At 36.2% G+C, this 17,810-nt stretch carries 20 protein-coding genes; 5 read left to right on the forward strand and 15 right to left on the reverse strand.

The features are described from left to right. Window positions 1-90: 90 nt before the first annotated feature. From ACY651_RS19715 to rpsF, 6 genes are all read right to left on the reverse strand, one after another. Complete coding sequence (locus ACY651_RS19715) at window positions 91-666, reverse strand: TMEM175 family protein (RefSeq protein ID WP_462255225.1); 576 nt, start codon at window positions 664-666, stop codon at window positions 91-93. Between the two features lie 141 nt (window positions 667-807). Next, window positions 808-1,248, reverse strand: a complete 441-nt coding sequence (locus ACY651_RS19720; RefSeq protein WP_462255226.1) for an RNA recognition motif domain-containing protein — start codon at window positions 1,246-1,248, stop codon at window positions 808-810. Window positions 1,249-1,520: 272 nt separating this feature from the next. Further along, the gene (locus tag ACY651_RS19725) at window positions 1,521-2,348 is read right to left on the reverse strand and encodes an alpha/beta fold hydrolase (RefSeq protein WP_462255227.1); all 828 of its coding nucleotides are present in this window, start codon (window positions 2,346-2,348) and stop codon (window positions 1,521-1,523) included. A 254-nt stretch (window positions 2,349-2,602) separates the two neighbouring features. Next, window positions 2,603-3,049, reverse strand: a complete 447-nt coding sequence (gene rplI / locus ACY651_RS19730) for a 50S ribosomal protein L9 (protein ID WP_462255228.1) — start codon at window positions 3,047-3,049, stop codon at window positions 2,603-2,605. Between the two features lie 86 nt (window positions 3,050-3,135). Beyond that, a complete protein-coding gene (gene rpsR, locus ACY651_RS19735; protein WP_462255229.1) occupies window positions 3,136-3,399 on the reverse strand; it encodes a 30S ribosomal protein S18 in 264 nt (87 codons plus the stop codon). Window positions 3,400-3,402: 3 nt separating this feature from the next. Beyond that, window positions 3,403-3,756, reverse strand: coding sequence for a 30S ribosomal protein S6 (gene rpsF, locus ACY651_RS19740; RefSeq protein ID WP_462255230.1), 354 nt, complete (start codon window positions 3,754-3,756; stop codon window positions 3,403-3,405). 406 nt (window positions 3,757-4,162) lie between these two features. Here rpsF and ACY651_RS19745 point away from each other — a divergent pair, with 406 nt between their 5' ends. Further along, window positions 4,163-5,368 carry an MFS transporter gene (locus ACY651_RS19745; protein WP_462255231.1) on the forward strand — a complete coding sequence of 402 codons (1,206 nt, stop codon included), beginning with the start codon at window positions 4,163-4,165 and terminating at the stop codon, window positions 5,366-5,368. A gap of 42 nt (window positions 5,369-5,410) precedes the next feature. Here the strand turns inward: ACY651_RS19745 and ACY651_RS19750 are convergent, their stop codons facing one another. Next, window positions 5,411-7,138 carry a M14 family metallopeptidase gene (locus ACY651_RS19750; RefSeq protein ID WP_462255232.1) on the reverse strand — a complete coding sequence of 576 codons (1,728 nt, stop codon included), beginning with the start codon at window positions 7,136-7,138 and terminating at the stop codon, window positions 5,411-5,413. Window positions 7,139-7,247: 109 nt separating this feature from the next. Next, window positions 7,248-7,502, reverse strand: a complete 255-nt coding sequence (gene rpsT, locus ACY651_RS19755) for a 30S ribosomal protein S20 (protein WP_462255233.1) — start codon at window positions 7,500-7,502, stop codon at window positions 7,248-7,250. Window positions 7,503-7,621: 119 nt separating this feature from the next. Here rpsT and ACY651_RS19760 point away from each other — a divergent pair, with 119 nt between their 5' ends. The 4 genes from ACY651_RS19760 to ACY651_RS19775 all read left to right on the forward strand — a co-directional run bounded on the left by ACY651_RS19760 (window position 7,622) and on the right by ACY651_RS19775 (window position 12,578). After that, the gene (locus ACY651_RS19760; protein ID WP_462255234.1) at window positions 7,622-8,116 is read left to right on the forward strand and encodes a paraquat-inducible protein A; all 495 of its coding nucleotides are present in this window, start codon (window positions 7,622-7,624) and stop codon (window positions 8,114-8,116) included. Between the two features lie 159 nt (window positions 8,117-8,275). Then, the gene (locus ACY651_RS19765; RefSeq protein WP_462255244.1) at window positions 8,276-11,044 is read left to right on the forward strand and encodes a 2-oxoglutarate dehydrogenase E1 component; all 2,769 of its coding nucleotides are present in this window, start codon (window positions 8,276-8,278) and stop codon (window positions 11,042-11,044) included. Window positions 11,045-11,184: 140 nt separating this feature from the next. Further along, on the forward strand, window positions 11,185-11,853 hold the full coding sequence (locus ACY651_RS19770) for a hypothetical protein (protein ID WP_462255235.1): 669 nt from the start codon (window positions 11,185-11,187) through the stop codon (window positions 11,851-11,853). Between the two features lie 17 nt (window positions 11,854-11,870). Further along, window positions 11,871-12,578, forward strand: a complete 708-nt coding sequence (locus tag ACY651_RS19775) for a hypothetical protein (protein ID WP_462255236.1) — start codon at window positions 11,871-11,873, stop codon at window positions 12,576-12,578. Between the two features lie 99 nt (window positions 12,579-12,677). On the opposite strand, the gene ACY651_RS19780 is transcribed toward ACY651_RS19775, so the two are convergent. From ACY651_RS19780 to ACY651_RS19810, 7 genes are all read right to left on the reverse strand, one after another. Beyond that, a complete protein-coding gene (locus ACY651_RS19780; protein WP_462255237.1) occupies window positions 12,678-13,628 on the reverse strand; it encodes a hypothetical protein in 951 nt (316 codons plus the stop codon). Next, window positions 13,606-14,925, reverse strand: a complete 1,320-nt coding sequence (gene nrfD / locus ACY651_RS19785; RefSeq protein WP_462255238.1) for an NrfD/PsrC family molybdoenzyme membrane anchor subunit — start codon at window positions 14,923-14,925, stop codon at window positions 13,606-13,608. Before nrfD ends, ACY651_RS19780 begins: the two co-directional genes overlap by 23 nt. A 10-nt stretch (window positions 14,926-14,935) precedes the next feature. Further along, window positions 14,936-15,868 carry a 4Fe-4S dicluster domain-containing protein gene (locus ACY651_RS19790; RefSeq protein ID WP_462255239.1) on the reverse strand — a complete coding sequence of 311 codons (933 nt, stop codon included), beginning with the start codon at window positions 15,866-15,868 and terminating at the stop codon, window positions 14,936-14,938. A 25-nt stretch (window positions 15,869-15,893) separates the two neighbouring features. After that, window positions 15,894-16,130: a hypothetical protein gene (locus tag ACY651_RS19795; RefSeq protein ID WP_462255240.1), complete on the reverse strand. Its 237-nt coding sequence runs from the start codon at window positions 16,128-16,130 to the stop codon at window positions 15,894-15,896. A gap of 154 nt (window positions 16,131-16,284) precedes the next feature. Further along, on the reverse strand, window positions 16,285-16,692 hold the full coding sequence (locus ACY651_RS19800; protein WP_462255241.1) for a c-type cytochrome: 408 nt from the start codon (window positions 16,690-16,692) through the stop codon (window positions 16,285-16,287). 157 nt (window positions 16,693-16,849) lie between these two features. Continuing rightward, complete coding sequence (locus ACY651_RS19805) at window positions 16,850-17,368, reverse strand: hypothetical protein (protein ID WP_462255242.1); 519 nt, start codon at window positions 17,366-17,368, stop codon at window positions 16,850-16,852. 109 nt (window positions 17,369-17,477) lie between these two features. Further along, a partial coding sequence (locus ACY651_RS19810; protein ID WP_462255243.1) for a DUF5777 family beta-barrel protein occupies window positions 17,478-17,810 on the reverse strand: 333 nt, incomplete at its 5' end.

The raw sequence follows: 17,810 nt of genomic DNA on the forward strand, positions 1-17,810 counted from the left end.
TTATTAAACTGACTCTTAAATATTTTATATAAAGTTTGTGTTATTGTTTTCGTAATAAAATACCAGATATTTTATTACGAAAACAATTTTTTAATTATCCACTTTTTTTTCAATTCTCCTGTCGGGGATAAACCATACCATTGCAACCAATACATACATTGCAAACCCAAGCCAGGAATTGATAAATGATAAGCCAATTCCAACGATGTAAAAAATTACAGAAAGAATTCCTTTCTTGTCGTTGCCCAATGCTTTTGCAAGTACCGAATCTTTTCCATGAAGAGTTGCAAGACAATGGGCAAGAAAATAATAAGCAACGCCGGCCATCATTGATATAAAACCGTAAAATGCAACCGGCCATTTACTAAAATGATTTTCTCCCATCCATGCAGTTGCAAAGGGAAACAGCGAGAGCCAGAAAAGCAGGTGAATATTTGTCCATAATACTGTACCGGTAACTTTATGTACAGTATGCATCATGTGGTGATGGTTATTCCAGTAAATACCAATATTTATAAAGCTTAGAACGTAACTTAAAAATACAGGTATTAATGGTTTTAATGCTTCTGGTGTACTGCCATGTGGCACTTTCATTTCTAAAACCATTATAGTAATAATAATGGCCAATACACCATCGCTAAAAGCTTCTAATCTTCCTTTGCCCATAATTTTTTAAATTAATTGCAAGCTAATTTACAGTAGCGGTTTAATAAATTTTACAAAGAAATAAATGTTCAGTAAGTAAAGGCAATAAAAAATCCCTTCGGTTAAAAAGGGATTTTAAAATTAAATTATTTGGATGATTGATTAATAATCTCTGTTGTAACCACCACCGCTGCCGCCGCTTCTTCCGCCACCGCCGCCGCTTCCACCTCTGTTACCGCCACCGCCATAACCACCACCCCCGCCACTTCTTCCACCACCGCCACCGTAACCGCCGCCGCCTCTGCCGCCGCCGTAACCACCGCCGCCACTCTTTTTGTAGCCGCCACCACCACCGCCTTCCTGACGGGGTTGAGATTCGTTAACGATTAATTTACGACCCTGAATTTCAATTTCGTTTAAGGCAGCGATTGCAGCTTTTGCAGCTTCATCGTCTTCCATTTCAACAAAACCAAAACCTTTACTACGGCCGTTCATTTTGTCTTTAAGGATCTTTGCGCTTGTTACGCTTCCGTGCTCTGTAAAGAGATTCATTAAATCATCATCAGTCATTGACCAACTTAGATTTCCTACATAAATGTTCATTGTAAAAACTTTTAAATAAATAAATAAAAAAACGATAATGACTTAGTTGTAACAATGAACTGAATCGGACTTGTAAAAAAGCTACTTCAGCTAATAGCGAAAAACTAAAACCATTAATTCAACATAAAGATAGGGGTTTTGTGCAAAAAACGATATAAATCTATAAAAATTTAAATAAATAGATTTTGCCCATTTTTAAAGCGTAAAATCCGTTATAAAAAAACTCCAATTTTGCAAAAGTGGAATTTTTTATTTGGTTTTGCTGTTTTTATTTAAATAAAGTCTGCTAAATCTCTGTTCAATTTATCTTTATCGGTAAACCATAAGCCGTGCGGCGCACCTTCATATACAATAAACTTTGAGCCGCTGATCATTTGTGCGGTTTTTTCTCCTGTAGCATTTATAGGTACCGTTTTATCATTATCGCCATGGATAATTAAAGTGGGTACATTTATTTTAATTACATCTTTTCTAAAATCGGTAGAAGCAAATGATTGGGCACATTGCAATGTTGCAACAGCAGAGGCATCCATTACTTTGTTTAAACTGCTGGCTAAAAAAGCATCGCTTACCGGGTGATTAGTTAATGACACACTAAAAAAATCTTTATTAAAATTTTCCATAAATGCCGGTCTGTCTTCCATCATTCCTTTAGCCATTTTATCAAATTCTTCCTGGGGCACACCTTCAGGGTTACTGTCGGTTTTAAGCATATAAGGAGTAACGCCGCTAACTATAACTACTTTCGACACCCGTTTTCCTCCATACAAAGTAAAGTATTTAGCAATCTCCCCGGCACCCATCGAAAATCCAACAAGTGTTACATCTTTAAGTTCCAGTTCATCCAACAGATTTTTCAAATCTCCTGCAAGTGTATCATAATCGTATCCATCAAAAGGCCTGTCCGATTTTCCAAATCCTCTTCTGTCGTAAGTAATGCAACGTAAACCCTGTTGCGTAAGGTGTGTTATTTGATATTCCCACATCGATCCGCTTAAAGGCCATCCATGGATGAAAACTACAGGTTTACCTTTACCGTAATCTTCGTAATAAATTTTTACAGGCTTGTTATTATTTTGTGCTGATTTAATAAATGGCATAAAAAATAAAAATTAATTTTAAAAAAAATATAGCTCACTGATAAGAAACAAAGATGCTGCCAATAAAAATTTAGACATAAAAACACAGCTGCAGCATTGGCCGCTTACAAAATGTGTAGAATATAATACTCAGGTATAGAATAAAAATTTATAAAATTTTTTTGGTGTAGAAAGAAGAATACGAATTCTTCAAAAATTTTAAACAAAAAAAACCGCCTCAAAAGTGAGGCGGCTAATAATAGTATTCAATTTAATTATTCAGCTGTTACCTCAAATTCAACCTCGGTTTCGTTACCGTTACCAAAATCAATTTTTGCTTTGTAAGTACCTAATTCTTTTACATCATCAATAATGGTAATGCGGCGGCGGTCAATTTCGTAGCCTTTTTGTTCTTTAATAGCTTTTGCTACCTGAACAGATGTAACACTACCGAAAATTTTACCACTGGTACCGGTTTTGGCACCCAACTTTAAAGGACCGTTTTGTAAAACAGCAATTACACTATTTAACTCAGCCAATAATTTAGCTTCTTTTTTAGCCTGCTGTTTCTTTTTTTCTTCCATCATTTTTATGTTGGAAGGGCTGGCTTCTACAGCCATTTTTTGAGGAATAAGATAGTTGCGGCCATAACCGTTTTTAACTGTAATCAGTTCGTTTACACCACCTAAATTATTTACATCCTGTATTAATATTACCTGCATTTTATCTTTTTTATTAGTTATCCAATCTCTGCCCCGTATTCTTAGAGACTGTTCCTTCCCCTCGGGGGAAGGTTAGGATGGGGCTTTTATTTCAATAAATCTGTAACGTAAGGTAAAATAGCCATTTGACGGGCCTTTTTAACTGCATCACCCACTTTACGATGAAACTTTAAAGAGTTTCCGGTAATGCGGCGTGGCAATAATCTTCCTTGTTCGTTAATAAACTTTTTCAAAAATTCGGCATCTTTATAATCAATATAATGGATACCCATTTTTTTAAAGCGGCAGTATTTTTTGGGGCGCTTCTCCTGCTTAATGGCAGTAAGATATTTTATTTCGTTTTTTGCCATGAGTTAAGCTAAGGATTTTTCGTTAGTAAATCGTCCGCCACCTTTCTTTTTGGCATTGTACTCAACGGCGTACTTGTCGAGTGCAGTGTACATGTGACGCATCTGAGATTCGTCACGTAAAAGTTGAATTTTCAACTTTTCATTGAAGCTGGATGGCGCTTTATACTCCATTACCCAATATAAACCAGTGGTTTTTTTGGCAATGGGATAGGCCAGCGATTTTAGTCCCCATGGGTTACTGTGCACAATCTCACCACCGTTTTCTGTAACGAGGTCAGCGTATTTTTTCTGAGCGGCTTTAAATTCCTCATCAGAAAGCACAGGGGTAAAAATCACCATCAATTCGTAATTGTTCATTTCCCTTGTTTTGTGCCCCTATCCCCTAAAGGGGTATAAGAACAGTTATAAATATTGTTGATTGCCGCTTATTTTAAACGGGCAGCGAAGGTAAGGCATTTAGTGCAGAATTGGCAAGGGTTACAGAAGAATTTTGACAAATATTTTATAGTTAGCAAAACGGCCTGAATTAAGACTGATTTACTCTGTTGATATGCAGAAAAGAGGGAAGCATTCAGGGAATAAGCAAACAAGTTTAAAAGTAGATGTATTCTATTGATTATTGAACATTGAAAATTGATTTATTGAATATTTGTACTTAACCAAGGTGTATTTATTAAACAATCCCGGCACAATAGAGAAAAACTGCTTTTACAAATTGTGATCATTCTCTATCAATCAAATACCTTTGCACTCAATTTGTAACATGACCAAAAAAGAACGCATCATACTTTTTTTACTGGCGGCGCTCAATTTTACCAATATCCTCGATTTTATGATAATGATGCCATTAGGCAATTTCCTGATGCCGCATTTTAATATTGGCGCCCAGTATTTTAGTGTTATTGTGGCCGCTTACCCTATTGCATCTTTTGTCAGCAGTATTACCGCTGCTTTTTTTGTAGATAAATACGATAGAAAAAAAGTGTTGCTGTTTGCATACATCGGTTTTTTAGCAGGCACCATTTGCTGCGGTATTGCACCCGATGCAGCTTTTTTAATGGCTGCAAGAATTTTAACCGGTTTATTTGGGGGGCTTATTGGTACACAAATTTTAAGTATAGTCGCTGATACTTTCGATTACGAAAAGCGGGGCAGGGCAATGGGGGCCATCTTTACAGCATTTTCTATTTCTTCAATTTTTGGTGTGCCTTTTAGTTTATACCTGGCAAAATTAATAAGCTGGCATGCGCCATTTTTATTTATTGGTATCGTGGGCATTGTTATAATTCCCATGATCATCCGGTTTTTGCCGCCCATGACGAAACATTTACAAAATCAAACAGCAGCAGAAAAAATTTCTCCCAGAGAGGTGTTCCTGGAACTGAGTAAAAATAAAAGCCAGTTGCTTGCATTAACCTTATCCGGTTTTTTAATGATGGGGCATTTTTTAATTATCCCTTTCATTAATCCTTATATGGAGTTTAATGTAGGGTTTACCAAAGACCAAACGCCACTTATTTACATGGTAGGCGGTGTGTTTTCTTTAATGGCATCATTTTTTATTGGCCGCATGGCGGATAAGCACGGTAAGCTTAAAATTTATTTATACAGTGCAGGCGCTTCTTTAATACCTATATTTTTAATTACCAGCATGCCGGCCATTCCTTTTTATTTTGTGCTGTGTGTGTTTGCAGTTTGGTTTTCTTTTTCTACGGGTAGAACAATACCAGCGCAGGCTATGATAAGCACTGTAGTTAATCCGGAAAAGCGTGGATTGTTTATGAGCTTTAATGCTTCTATACAACAATTGTTTACCGGCCTTGCTGCATTAATTGCCGGTGTTATTGTTGCCAAACAACCCGATGGCAAAATACTGCACTATAACTGGGTGGGATACCTGAGTGTAGCCATTGTTTTTTGTACTTTGTTTATTGCGGCTAAGCTGGCTAAGCGGCAAGGGTTGAAATAAACCTATAAGGTTTTTAAAACCTTATAGGTTTTGCAATATTTATTAAGGCATCAACCTGTACACCGGGTATCTGTTATGCCCTGGCTCGTAATAAGGCGAATTTTTATAAATAAAATTTAATTGTGCGTTGGCATCGGCAGCAAATTTTGCATCGCTTTCCCTGCTATGCTGGAGCTTAGCAGTTACATCAGGATTATTTTTTAAAACTTCTGCCGCCAGATCTTCCCAGCGGTAATCGCTGTAACCTTCTTTTTGCTGAAGGATGGCATCAAAAAAATTCCATGCAAAAAAACTGTCATCACCCGTTGGTTCCAGCATTTCAATAATGTAGCGGTTAGTTTTTTGATTGAGGGGAATTAAATAATCGCCTTTTAAAAATTTCATTTTTTGTTTAGAAGTTGAAACTTTTACTGCATAATTTTTATGATGTTTTTCGTAGGGCCTTGGAAAGCTCTTGTAATCATCAATTTTGTATGCTTCTATTTCTATGAGGGTATCATTGATCAATTGTGTAACGGTTACATTGTTCAGTTTCATTAAATCAATAACAGCACTCCATCCCTGAGGAATAATATATGCTGACGGCGCTGTAATAAAATTTGAAGGCTTAAATGTGTTGAAGAATTTTACTTCTTTAGTAAATGGTTTGCTTCTGTCGTAATACATTCTTTGCAAACCTGTGGCATCGCTGGTTTTAAAACCCTGCCCGTATCCTTTAAATGTAATAATGGAATGTTGTGTGGTATCCACTGTCCAGCTTAACGAAAAGTTTTTTTCTTTTGCAATTTTCGCTTTGGCTTTATTTCTTTCAGCAATTAAAGCTGTTGCATTTAATGCTGCTTTTTCAATTACAGTTTGCATTAAGCTGTAGGTAGAAAGTACCCTTTCCTTAAATGGTTTTAGCATGTGCGTTTCGGGCACAAAGCCAATAGTTTGAAACAGGGCGGCATAACCCGAAGAGTATCGTGGCGGATCGTAAAACATTTCCATTCCTTTATCAGGTGTTTCAGTTTCAAAATTTACATACGGTGTTATGTCCCATTTTTTTTCGGCCATGCCTTTATACAATTGTGGCTCAAAATTATTTTTTAACCAGGTACCTAAATTATTACCCAGTTTATCGTATTGCGTTGTAAGCAATGTCATCGTGTGCTGATAATCGGCGCCATCGCTTACGTGGTTATCTATTAAAATATCGGGATCGAGTAAATGAAAAATTTGCGCAAATGCTTTGGCTTCTTTGCTGTCGTTTTTTGTAAAGTCTCGGTTTAAATCTAAGTTTTGTGCATTGCCCCTGAAGCCGTATTCTTTTGGGCCGTTTTGATTGGCTCTGGAAAATGCACTTCGATTTAAACATCCGCCAATATTATATACAGGTATTATTGCTAAAGCAATATTGTTGGGAAGCTGGAGCTTCCCAAGTACAATATCTCTCACCAGCATCATACTTGCATCAATGCCATCAGGCTCGCCTGGATGAATGCCGTTGTTGATGAGTATAACCGCTTTGTTTTGTTTATGCCATTGAACGGCATCAAATTTTTTATCATTACTTACTAAAACTATGTGCAGTGGATAACCTGCATCTGTTGCGCCCATTTCTTTTACAAATACTTTAGCAGATTGCTTGTCTAAATTTTTATACCAATCAATGGCCTCAAAATAAGTAGCACTTTCCAATCCGTTTGTTTTTTCAAAACGGCATTGTTGCGCATAGGTATTATCAAAGCTAAAAATACAAATGAGTGAAATAACTAAAACCTGTCTCATGCAGTTAAAATTTTGAGAAAGCTACAATTTTTTTATTGCAGTCAATAAATTTACAAAACAAAAAAAGGCTGCATTGCTGCAACCTCTTAATAAATATTGTAAGGAAAAATTACTTTGCTAATGCATTAACTCTTTTTGCCAGTTTGCTTTTTAAATTGGCAGCTTTGTTTTTGTGGATGGTACCACGTTTTGCCAATTTATCAATCATAGAAGCAACTTTTGGAAGTTCTGTTGTTGCAGCGGCCTTATCGCTGGCTTTTAAATCACGTATAGCATTACGGGTTGTTTTGCCGTTATAGCGGTTACGTTCGTTACGTTTTGCACTCTGACGTACATCTTTTTTAGTAGCTGAATGGTTTGCCATTTAAAATCTAATTTTTGGGCTGCAAAGATAAGGGGAAATAATGGATAATGGATAATGAATAATGAATAATTTTTTGTATACAGGCAATAATATTATCTTTTACCCTAAAACATTTTGATATGAACCGGTACTTATTACTCATTTTACATATTATATCGCTGGTATTGCTTGGCTTTGGGTGGTTTAAAGATATGCTGCATATTGACATAAGCGCTCATTTTATTATCAATATTAACCTGTTTAACGAAAAAAGAAGTGTAATAGGCACGCTGCAAACTTTGTGGCAGGGCCAAAATTACTGGCCTTTTTTGCTCATATTTTTATTTGGGATAATTATTCCACTGATAAAATCGGGGGTAATATTTTATTTGCTGGTGGTAAAAAATGCCAGCCCAAAATGGTATGGTTTTGTAAATGCAATAAGCAAATGGGCCATGGCCGATGTTTTTGCCATAAGTATTTTTGTAGCTTTTTTAAGTGCCAATGCCATGGAAAATACCAAAGCATTTTTGCAGCCGGGGTTTTATTATTTTTCGGCCTATGTTTTATTAAGCAGCATAATTGTTATGCTGTTGGGAAAAATGATTAAAAAGGCTGAAATATCTAACGCATAATTAACGATATTTGCAATTGAAAAAATGCTTTGTTGTAAAGGTTCCGGTGCAGTAATTATTTACTGTTGAAGAATGTTCCCGATCTTTTCGGGATAAACTTTGCAGATGCAGCTAAAATAGAAATATTGCCGTGTGGCTAAAAAAATTACCCAGTTTATCATGAAGGATTTTCAGTACATCACTAACTCTCACCCCAGTTACATAGAAGGTTTGTATAAAGATTTTGTAAAAGACCCCAACAGTGTAGAAGCAGAAATGCGGAAATTTTTTGAAGGTTTTGATTTTGCAGTAACTAATGGACAGCAAACAAAGGACAACGGGCAACTGTCAAAACAGTTAGGTGGTTTGTCGTCTGTTGACGGTGGGCATTCAATTGACTGGATGAACGAAATACGTGTGTACCGTATGATTTTGGGCTACAGAAATAAAGGGCATTTAATTGCAGATACCAATCCGATTAGAAAACGCAAAGACCGTGGTGCCAATATCGAACTGGATTTTTATGGTTTTACAGAGGCCGATCTGGATAAAACTTTTAATGCCGGTAATCTTATTGGCCTTGGCGCAACTACACTAAAAAATATTATTGCCCATTTACAAAAATGTTATACCACTCATTTAGGTATTGAATTTAAATACATCAGCAACCAAAAAAAAATTGACTGGCTTACCAATGCAGTTGAAAGAACAATGCTGCAGCCGATAGGGCTTCCCCAAAAAAAACGCATTCTTCAAAAATTGAATGAAGGTGTAATGTTCGAAAAATTTTTACACACCAAATATATTGGCCAAAAAAGATTTAGTTTAGAGGGTGGCGAAACTACTATCGCTGCATTAGATGCTATAATAAATACTTCTGCAGATAATAATGTGCAGGAAGTGGTTATTGGTATGGCTCATCGGGGAAGATTGAATGTGCTGGCTAATATTATGGGTAAAACCTATGAGCAAATTTTTAGTGAGTTTGAAGGAACGAGTACACCAGATACTACTATGGGCAGCGGCGATGTAAAATATCATTTGGGCTTTAGCAGCGAAGTAAAAACGGTTAACGATAAAAATATTCATCTAAAACTTTGCCCTAATCCTTCGCACTTAGAAGCGGTGGATCCTGTAGTAATTGGTTTTGCAAGAAGTAAAGCAGACATTTTATATAATAGTGATTACGATAAAATTTTGCCCATTCTTATACATGGCGATGCATCAGTTGCAGGCCAGGGTATTGTGTATGAGCTTTTGCAAATGAGTGGATTGCCGGGTTATTACACAGGGGGAACTATTCATTTTGTAATTAATAATCAAATTGGGTTTACTACCGATTTTGAAGATGCCCGTACTGCAGATTATTGTACCTCTGTTGCTGCAATGGTGCAGGCACCGGTATTGCATGTAAATGGCGATGATGCCGAAGCCGTTGTAAAAGCTGCGGAAATTGCAACATTGTACCGCCAGGAGTTTAACAGCGATATTTTTATTGATATGGTTTGCTACCGCAAACACGGCCATAACGAGGGCGATGAGCCTAAGTTTACACAACCGCAATTGTATGCTTTAATTGATAAGCATTTAAACCCCAGAGAAGTTTACACACAATATTTAATGGAGAATGGTGAAGCCGATGCAAAAGATCTTGCCAAAGAAATGGAGCAGAAGTTTTTAGCCGACTTGCAGGAACGTTTGGACGAGGTAAAACAAAATCCTTTGCCCTACAATTACCAGCAACCCGAAATTGTTTGGAAAAGTTTACGCAAAGCAAAAGTTGAAGATTTTGATGCATCACCAATAACAGCCATTACTGCAAATGATTTTAAAATTTTGTTTGATGGTATGATGAAATGGCCTGAAGGTTTTAAGCCATTGAAAAAAATTGAAAAACTCATTCAGGATAAATTAAAATTATTCAACGATGAGAAAAAAGTTGATTGGGCTACAGGAGAATTAATGGCTTACGGCAGTTTATTGTTAGATGGTAAAGATGTACGCATGAGCGGACAGGATGTAAAGCGGGGAACTTTCAGCCACCGCCATGCAGTTATTTATGATGAAACCAATAACAAAGGTTACAACCGCTTAAATCATTTTAAAGAAACACAACCACCATTTAGAATTTATAATTCTTTATTGAGTGAATATGCAGTGCTTGGTTTTGAATATGGCTATGCCATGGCCAACCCAAACGCTTTAGTTTTATGGGAAGCACAGTTTGGAGATTTTTGCAACGGTGCACAAACTATGATTGACCAGTTTATTGCTGCTGCAGAAACCAAATGGCAGCGTATGAATGGTGTAGTAATGCTGTTGCCGCATGGTTACGAAGGGCAGGGGCCGGAGCACAGCAGCGCAAGGATGGAACGTTTTTTACAAATGTGTGCCGAGCTGAATATGGTGGTAACCAATGTAACTACTGCTGCAAACTTTTTTCATTTATTAAGAAGACAACTGGCATGGCCATTTAGAAAACCCTTAATAAATTTTTCGCCAAAAGCAAATTTGCGTTTACCGGCTTCGTACAGTTTAATGAGTGAGTTTACCAGCGGTGGATTTAAAGAAGTGATAGATGATGTAACCGCAAAAGATTCCGGTAATATAAAAAAAGTTTTACTGTGCAGTGGTAAAATGTATTTTGATCTGGCAGAAAAACAACAGAAGGAAAACAGAACTGACGTAGCTATAATAAGGCTTGAACAAATTCATCCCTTACCACAAAAGCAACTGGATGAATTGTATAAAAAATACAGTAAAGCTATTTGGTATTGGGTGCAGGAAGAGCCGCAGAATATGGGAGCTGCAACTTTTTTAAGAATGAATTTAAAAAATATAAATTTTTATATCATCAGCCGCCAGGCCAGCGCATCTACTGCCAGTGGTTACAGCAAAGTACATGCGAAAGAGCAGGCACAAATTGTTGATACCGCTTTTAGCATTTAAAAAATTTTACTCTCCATTATAATTTTTACTAACATTTTTGCGTTACATACAATTCGCAGTATTAAACTGCGTTTATACCATTCATAGACTTAAATCTAATATGCTTATAATCCCTGTATCCTTAAATCCCTTTAAATAAGATGAAAAAAATTACGCTAATCGTACTTTTAGCTGTTATCTGTATTAGTGCAACAGCACAATATAAAAAAGCCAGTTTTTTTACACGTAACGGAAAATTTTACGGCCTTAAAGCAGGGGTGCATTTATTTGGAAATGGCGTTTCTGCAACACCGTCTGTTGCATTTATTTACGGAAAAGATAAAGGCAAAAACAAAATTTGGCACTGGTGGGATTTAGAATATACCGCTAAAAGCAAATACTCCTACACCACAAAAGATAATAATGTTGGCGGTACAACAGCCGGTGTTAACGGAAAAATTGGCGGCATGCTTACATGGCGTTATAACTGGTGCTTTTATTTTGGTGATAATAAAAATGAAGATATAAAAGGTTTACCCTTTGCAAAAGTTGCAGTAGAGGTTGTGCTTGCAGGCCGTGGAAGTGCAATTGAAACTGTAACACCATCTAATGCAAGCCCCGAAAAAAGAACTTACCTGGAAGGTGCAAACGGAGGAATTGATATAGGCGGAGGATATACCTACAAGATTAGCGAAAAAACAACATTGATTGGAGTAGCAGGTTATCGTTGGATTTTGAACGATGGTTCATATCCAGCATTTTTTACAAATCCTTCTCACCCCTTTGTGAACATAGGTTTTAGATTTGCTAAAAAGAAAGAAGACGATTAAAAATTAAAATAATAAAAATGAAAATAGTTACCATAATTTCAGCCTTTACCATTTTATCAACTGCAAGTTTTGCCCAATACAAAAAAGCCAGTTTTTTAAATAAGGATGGCAGAACACATGAGCTGGGCAGCAATATTTCTTTTTTTGGAAACAATGGTGGCTCAACTGTTTTATCAGTTGTTTATTCAGGATCTTTAGAAACAGAAAAGAAACTAAGTACATTCACTGATATAGAATTAATGATGAAAGGAAAGTTTTCATACAATGCCGAATATTATTCACCCTCTGCAGGTACAACTGTTACCGGAATGCTTTATGGTGAAAAACCTCCTTACTTAATGTTAAAATATGGTTTGCAATACCGGTTTACAAAAAAAGAAATTGAAGAAGATAATAAATTGGTACCTTATTTAAGATTAGGATTACTTTATGGGATTGCTCTAAATACCGATTACAAATTAAAAGATAAAAGTGGCAACAGTGTAACGGAAAATACAACTCCTTCATTACCATCAATAGAAGTACCTTTTGGTGTAGAAGCAGGGGCAGGTATAACTTATTATTTTACCAAGAACCTGGGTGTAAAAGTAGGGGCAAATTACAGACAGTTTTTTCAAATAGATGCACTAAACGGCGGGAACAATGATGAAAGTACACTTTACCCTTTGAAGAATCATCCTGGCATAAGTATAGCTTTAAAGTACAGGATTTTTAAAGAAGAGTAAATTAACAGCCAATATATTTTATTGCAAAGAGGACAACTTTTTTAAGGTTGTCCTCTTTTTCTCTAATCATGAAATTGTATTGCTTAGGGTTAATTGGTTTTACTCCATTATCATTTTACCTGCATCAATACCAGAATAAACCGGGTAATCATCTTTACCCAACTTTTTTATTTTTATAATTTGCAGTATTAAGTAAATGATGGTACCCCATACACCTATAACAATTGAGTAAGCCATTACCAATAACCAAATAGGTGTTCTAAAACGGGTACTCCACAACGTACGCTGATCGAAAAATCCAGGAGCTGTTATTACACTTACACCCCAGGGAACAGTTTTTTCAACCATCAGGTTACCAAACAGGTCATTGTCTTCCACGCTGGCTGCTAAAATTATATTTCCTTTAATGTCTCCGGGTAAACTGTCTTTATTAAGTTGCACAATTGCTGTACCGCTGCTGTCGGTGGTATAAGTTGCCGCTTCGCCGGCTGTAAGAATACCGCCGTGGCGCTGAATACCTATTTTCATTTCTACTTCACTCGCAGGCACCCATTCATTGTTCTCAAATTTGGTTACCAGTACCGTTATACTTTTTAAATTTTCTTCTGATGAAGTATCAATTTTTATCCTGGCTTTTGCAATTTCGATTTCGGCTGCAGCATCTTCATCCTCACCATTTGCCACAGCAATAAATTTATGTACGGTATTTACATCCCACATTACTTTTAAAGAAGGGGGAATAAAACTTTTAGCCCTTCCTTTTTCATCTGTAGTAACCGTTCCAATTAAATTTGTGGCGCTGTTGCTGTCAAGGTAAAGTTTAAATACTTTATTTTTTTGCGGTTCAATTTTTTTACCTGTCTTTAAAAAATTAGTCAGCATTAAATATTGCAGGCCGTTATTTTCATTAAAATATTTAAGTGTTACCAATTCTTTTGGCGTTTCTTTTTTGGTAGCAGTATCTTCCTGTGCTGTTGCTTTATTGGTTAATAAAGTGGCTGCAACAAGTAATAACAGTACAATAAAATTATTGGTGTTCATCTTTTTCATGTTGTTCAGTTATTGTTTCTTGAATAGGAATTATAGGATAAATTCTTGCAAAAAAAGTAATGATGAGTAAAGCACCGGCCAGCGAACCCATTGCAATGGCCCACTCTTCCCAACTGGGAAAGTAATGATGAAAACCTGCCGGTACATCCTGCATGGGTAAAAACGGGTGCAGTAAAGTAGGTGTTACTATCAGGTATCTTTTAAACCATGCACCAATTACGATCATAATGCCTGCAATAAACATAGGTAATGGCTTTCTCCCTTTTTTAAATAATAACATAAGTATAGGAATGATCATGCCGACAATAATGGCAAACCAAAACATCATTGCAAATTCGCCGGTAAATAATCCTGTTAAATGCGATGCTTCAGGTTTCTTCATTTTAAACGCCGGTATCATGTACTCGTTAATGTTAAAATACAAATACAATAAAGCAAGCATCACTACAATCTTCCCCATCTTTTCAAAATGCATTTCGGTAATATATTTTTCCAGCTGGTAATACCTGCGAAAAACATACATGGCTACAACTACACCACCGGCACCAACTAAAAATGCACCGGATATAAAGTAGGCACCAAAGTTGGTACTGTCCCAACCGGCACGGTAAGTAGTGGCAAACAACCAACTGGTTACCGTATGAATGCTGAATGCAACAGGAATAATGGTTACACAAAGAATAGTAATAGCCCTTTCGCTTATTTTAAATTGTGCTGCTGTGCCTTTCCAGAAAGATCCCTGAAAACGGTATAATTTGTTTAAAGCTTTGCTTGATTTTTCTTTGAACTTAATTAATATTTTAAGATCGGGCAGCAGCGGAAAATACAACAGCAATAAACTGATAACAAAATAAGTGCTTATCACAATCACGTCCCACATAATGGGGGATTGAATACGGCCATGCAAAAAAAGATTCAGCATTCTTTCAGGACGGCCCATATCTACAATAATAATTAAAGATGCAAATACTATGGCCGATACGGCTATAATTTCGGCTATTCGTGTAAGTGGTGTAGCCCATTTTACATTGGCCAGCCGGAAAATGGCAGTGATAAGTGAGCCTACTAAACTAATGGCAACAAAAAATACAAAGTTAGATATATAAATACCCCAGCTAACATAATCTCCCATGTGCGTAACACCCAGCCCGTTTTTTAACTGGCGGAAATATGCATAAGCGCCTATTAAACAAATTATTATTAAGAGCCCTGTCCAGATGATACCACGTTTGCCAAATTTTTGAGGTAATAAATCCCTGGTAATTTGTTCGCTGGATATTGAAGGTGAATTTTCCACGGTAAAAATTTTAATGAGTTTGTTTATTTGCAGGGTCTTGATTTTCTAAACCAGATTCGAAAGGAAAATTGCGGTTTACCGGTGGTAAATAATAAACCCTTGGTTTTGTACCCAAATCTTCCATCAGCCTGTAACCTGCTTTTTCTTTTATTAATTCGCTGAACTGAAATGTTTCGGCGCCATTGGTTACAGAATCTTCATTCATATCACCAAACATAAATACACCATTGGGGCAGGCAGAAACGCAATGGGGCAGTTCTCCCTTTCTCGCCATGTCAGGACAAAAATCGCATTTACTAACGGTGCCAATTTTTTGTGGCATGCTTGTTTCGCAACTATAGGGTTGTGCTGCAACAGCCGGTTCAAGCACTGGTTCATCCCAATTAAAAACCCTTGTGGTGTAAGGACAGGCAGCCATACAAAAACGGCAACCAATACAACGGTCACTGTCAATTAAAACAATACCGTCCTGCCTTTTAAAAGTAGCATCAACCGGGCAAACTTTTACGCAGGGTGGTTCATCGCAATGCATACAGGTAGTAGGTTGCCAGTAAGGTGCAGTTTGTTCTGCATCCTGCATTGATAAAACTTTTATCCAGTTTTGTCCGGGGTTTAAACCATGTGCATGATTGCAGGCAGTTTTACATGCACCCACATTTTTACAACGGCTAAGGTCTATCACCATTACAAACTTTTTTCCATCTACACCTTTCCTCTCTTCGCTATTGGTTAACCGTGGTAAATTAGGAACAGGTTTTAAAAATGCTTTATCTATTTCAATAATTTCCCCATCTACCGATAATAATTTTACTTTTTCTCCACTTGCTTTTATATCACCAGGTGCATAACCATCAAAAGGATTTTTTGTGGAGCAACCTGCGGCAACTGTAGCCAGTAAACCTGTGGTAAGAAATTTTCTCCGTGATGAACTTTGATCTTCCATATTTTTTAAATAAAAAGTGTTGTAATTATTTTTTGGTTACCCAGTTTTTCAACTGCTCATCATTAATTTTATTTACCCTGCCATGTATCAGTTTTTCTATATCTACTTCTACCAGTTTACCATCCTGGCCAAGCATTTTTACGGTTGGATTTTTTTCCTTTTTCTTTTCGGGAATAAATTTAAATACGGTAACAGCAGAAAGAAGGGTAGCTCCCCAAAGCAGAAATTTTTTACGGGAAGAAATTTTTGTATTTTGATCCATAATTTTTATTTGATAACACAAAGTAGGTTGTGATAGTGGGTTATGCACTAACACCCATCACCAAAAATTATGATTGTAATCATGCGGCTGAAAAATTGCATAAAAAAACCGACACATCAATTTTGTGCCGGCTTAAGTTTCTCTAAAGGAATAATTATTTTTTCATTGTCCTCATAAAATTTACAATGCTCCATCTTTCATCTGCCTCAGGCATTTTCTTTTTAAAGTTGGGCATATCATCCCTGCCTTCTGATAATTTATAAAACAAAGCTCCATCGGTTTGTGACTGCATTTCAGCTTTTGAAAAATCACCAGCTTCAGTTTTTAACTGTGCAGCTTTGCTGCCATCACCCAAACCTTTTGCACCATGGCACGATTTGCAATGTGTATTCCATAAAGCCTTACCATCAGCAATTGAAGTGGCATCGGATGCAATGGGGTTTTTCATTTTCTTGAAATTATCGGGCACCGGCCAGGGCTTTTGATTCATAGTATTTTTAACAGTAAAACTAATGCCGGTTATTCCTATGGCTATCGTAAGTAAAATAAGAATTTTTTTCATGATGTTATAACGTTTAAAGTTTTTTAATTGATACAATGACTATCTGTTTGCGCTGTCATTTTATATACAGCAAGGTAAATTGAATGAATTACCCCAAAACTGATTAATGTACATCACTAATATGATTTTAATCAGTTTATTCAAATAATTATTTTGGTTATTCATTAAGATAAAAAGAAATACCGGTTTCAATATTCGTCATATCGACCTTTAAGGCAGGCTTTTTGGTATTAAACACAAATAAACCGAATGCGTCGTTTTTTTTATCCAGATCAATTAAATCCTTGCTGCCATCTTTTTTTACAAAGAGCAGGTATCGGTAATTTTTACTTTCAATGATGGAAAGCAGTGGCCATGTTTTATGTATAACTATTCTTGCATTCCGCATTTGGTAAAAATATTCATGCATTGATCCTTCATAAAAAGTGCTATCAGTTTGAGCTTTTATTTTTAATAATTGAACTGAATCAGGATGATAAAATATTGCAGTCGGAGTTTGTATGGTTAATGTATCCTGGTAAGTGCTTGCCGATTTTTTTATACCACTTACCAGAGGATTTTGAGGCGTTGATACAGCAATTGCTTTGTTTGAATTATTGGTGTTGCAGGAATAAGATAACATTACAGTTGATGCAATTGCAATAAAAGAAAAATTATATAAAGATTTTAATTTCATTGGTAATATAAATTAATAACTGCTTTTTATTACTGAGAACCCTGAATTAAATTTAATTCAGGGTTCAGCATTTGATATTCATCCACTTTTACAAAACAAATTTATCTTCTTAATAATTCCATAACCTGGTAATATTAAAACCTATGCGGAAATTATCGAGGAAGTGAAAATTGAAATCGCTTTTAGAATTGGTTTTATTATGACTGAAAGGATCGCTGGTATTGAACAGGTTATTTTGCTGAGGGGATAAAGAAAAATAATTGCCCAAAAACAGCTGAAACGAGTGATTGCTGGTATTAAAATCAAGTCCGAAAGAAAGGTTGGGATTGGGGTTGTTGGTAGCATGCTTTGTAATCGGTTGATCATAATTGAACATTAGCGATGTAACAGCAGTTAATTTATACCTTGCTGAAAATGCAATGGCAAAATGTTCATGCTTCAT

This window comes from Ferruginibacter sp. (assembly GCF_031391665.1).
Taxonomy (GTDB): domain Bacteria; phylum Bacteroidota; class Bacteroidia; order Chitinophagales; family Chitinophagaceae; genus Ferruginibacter.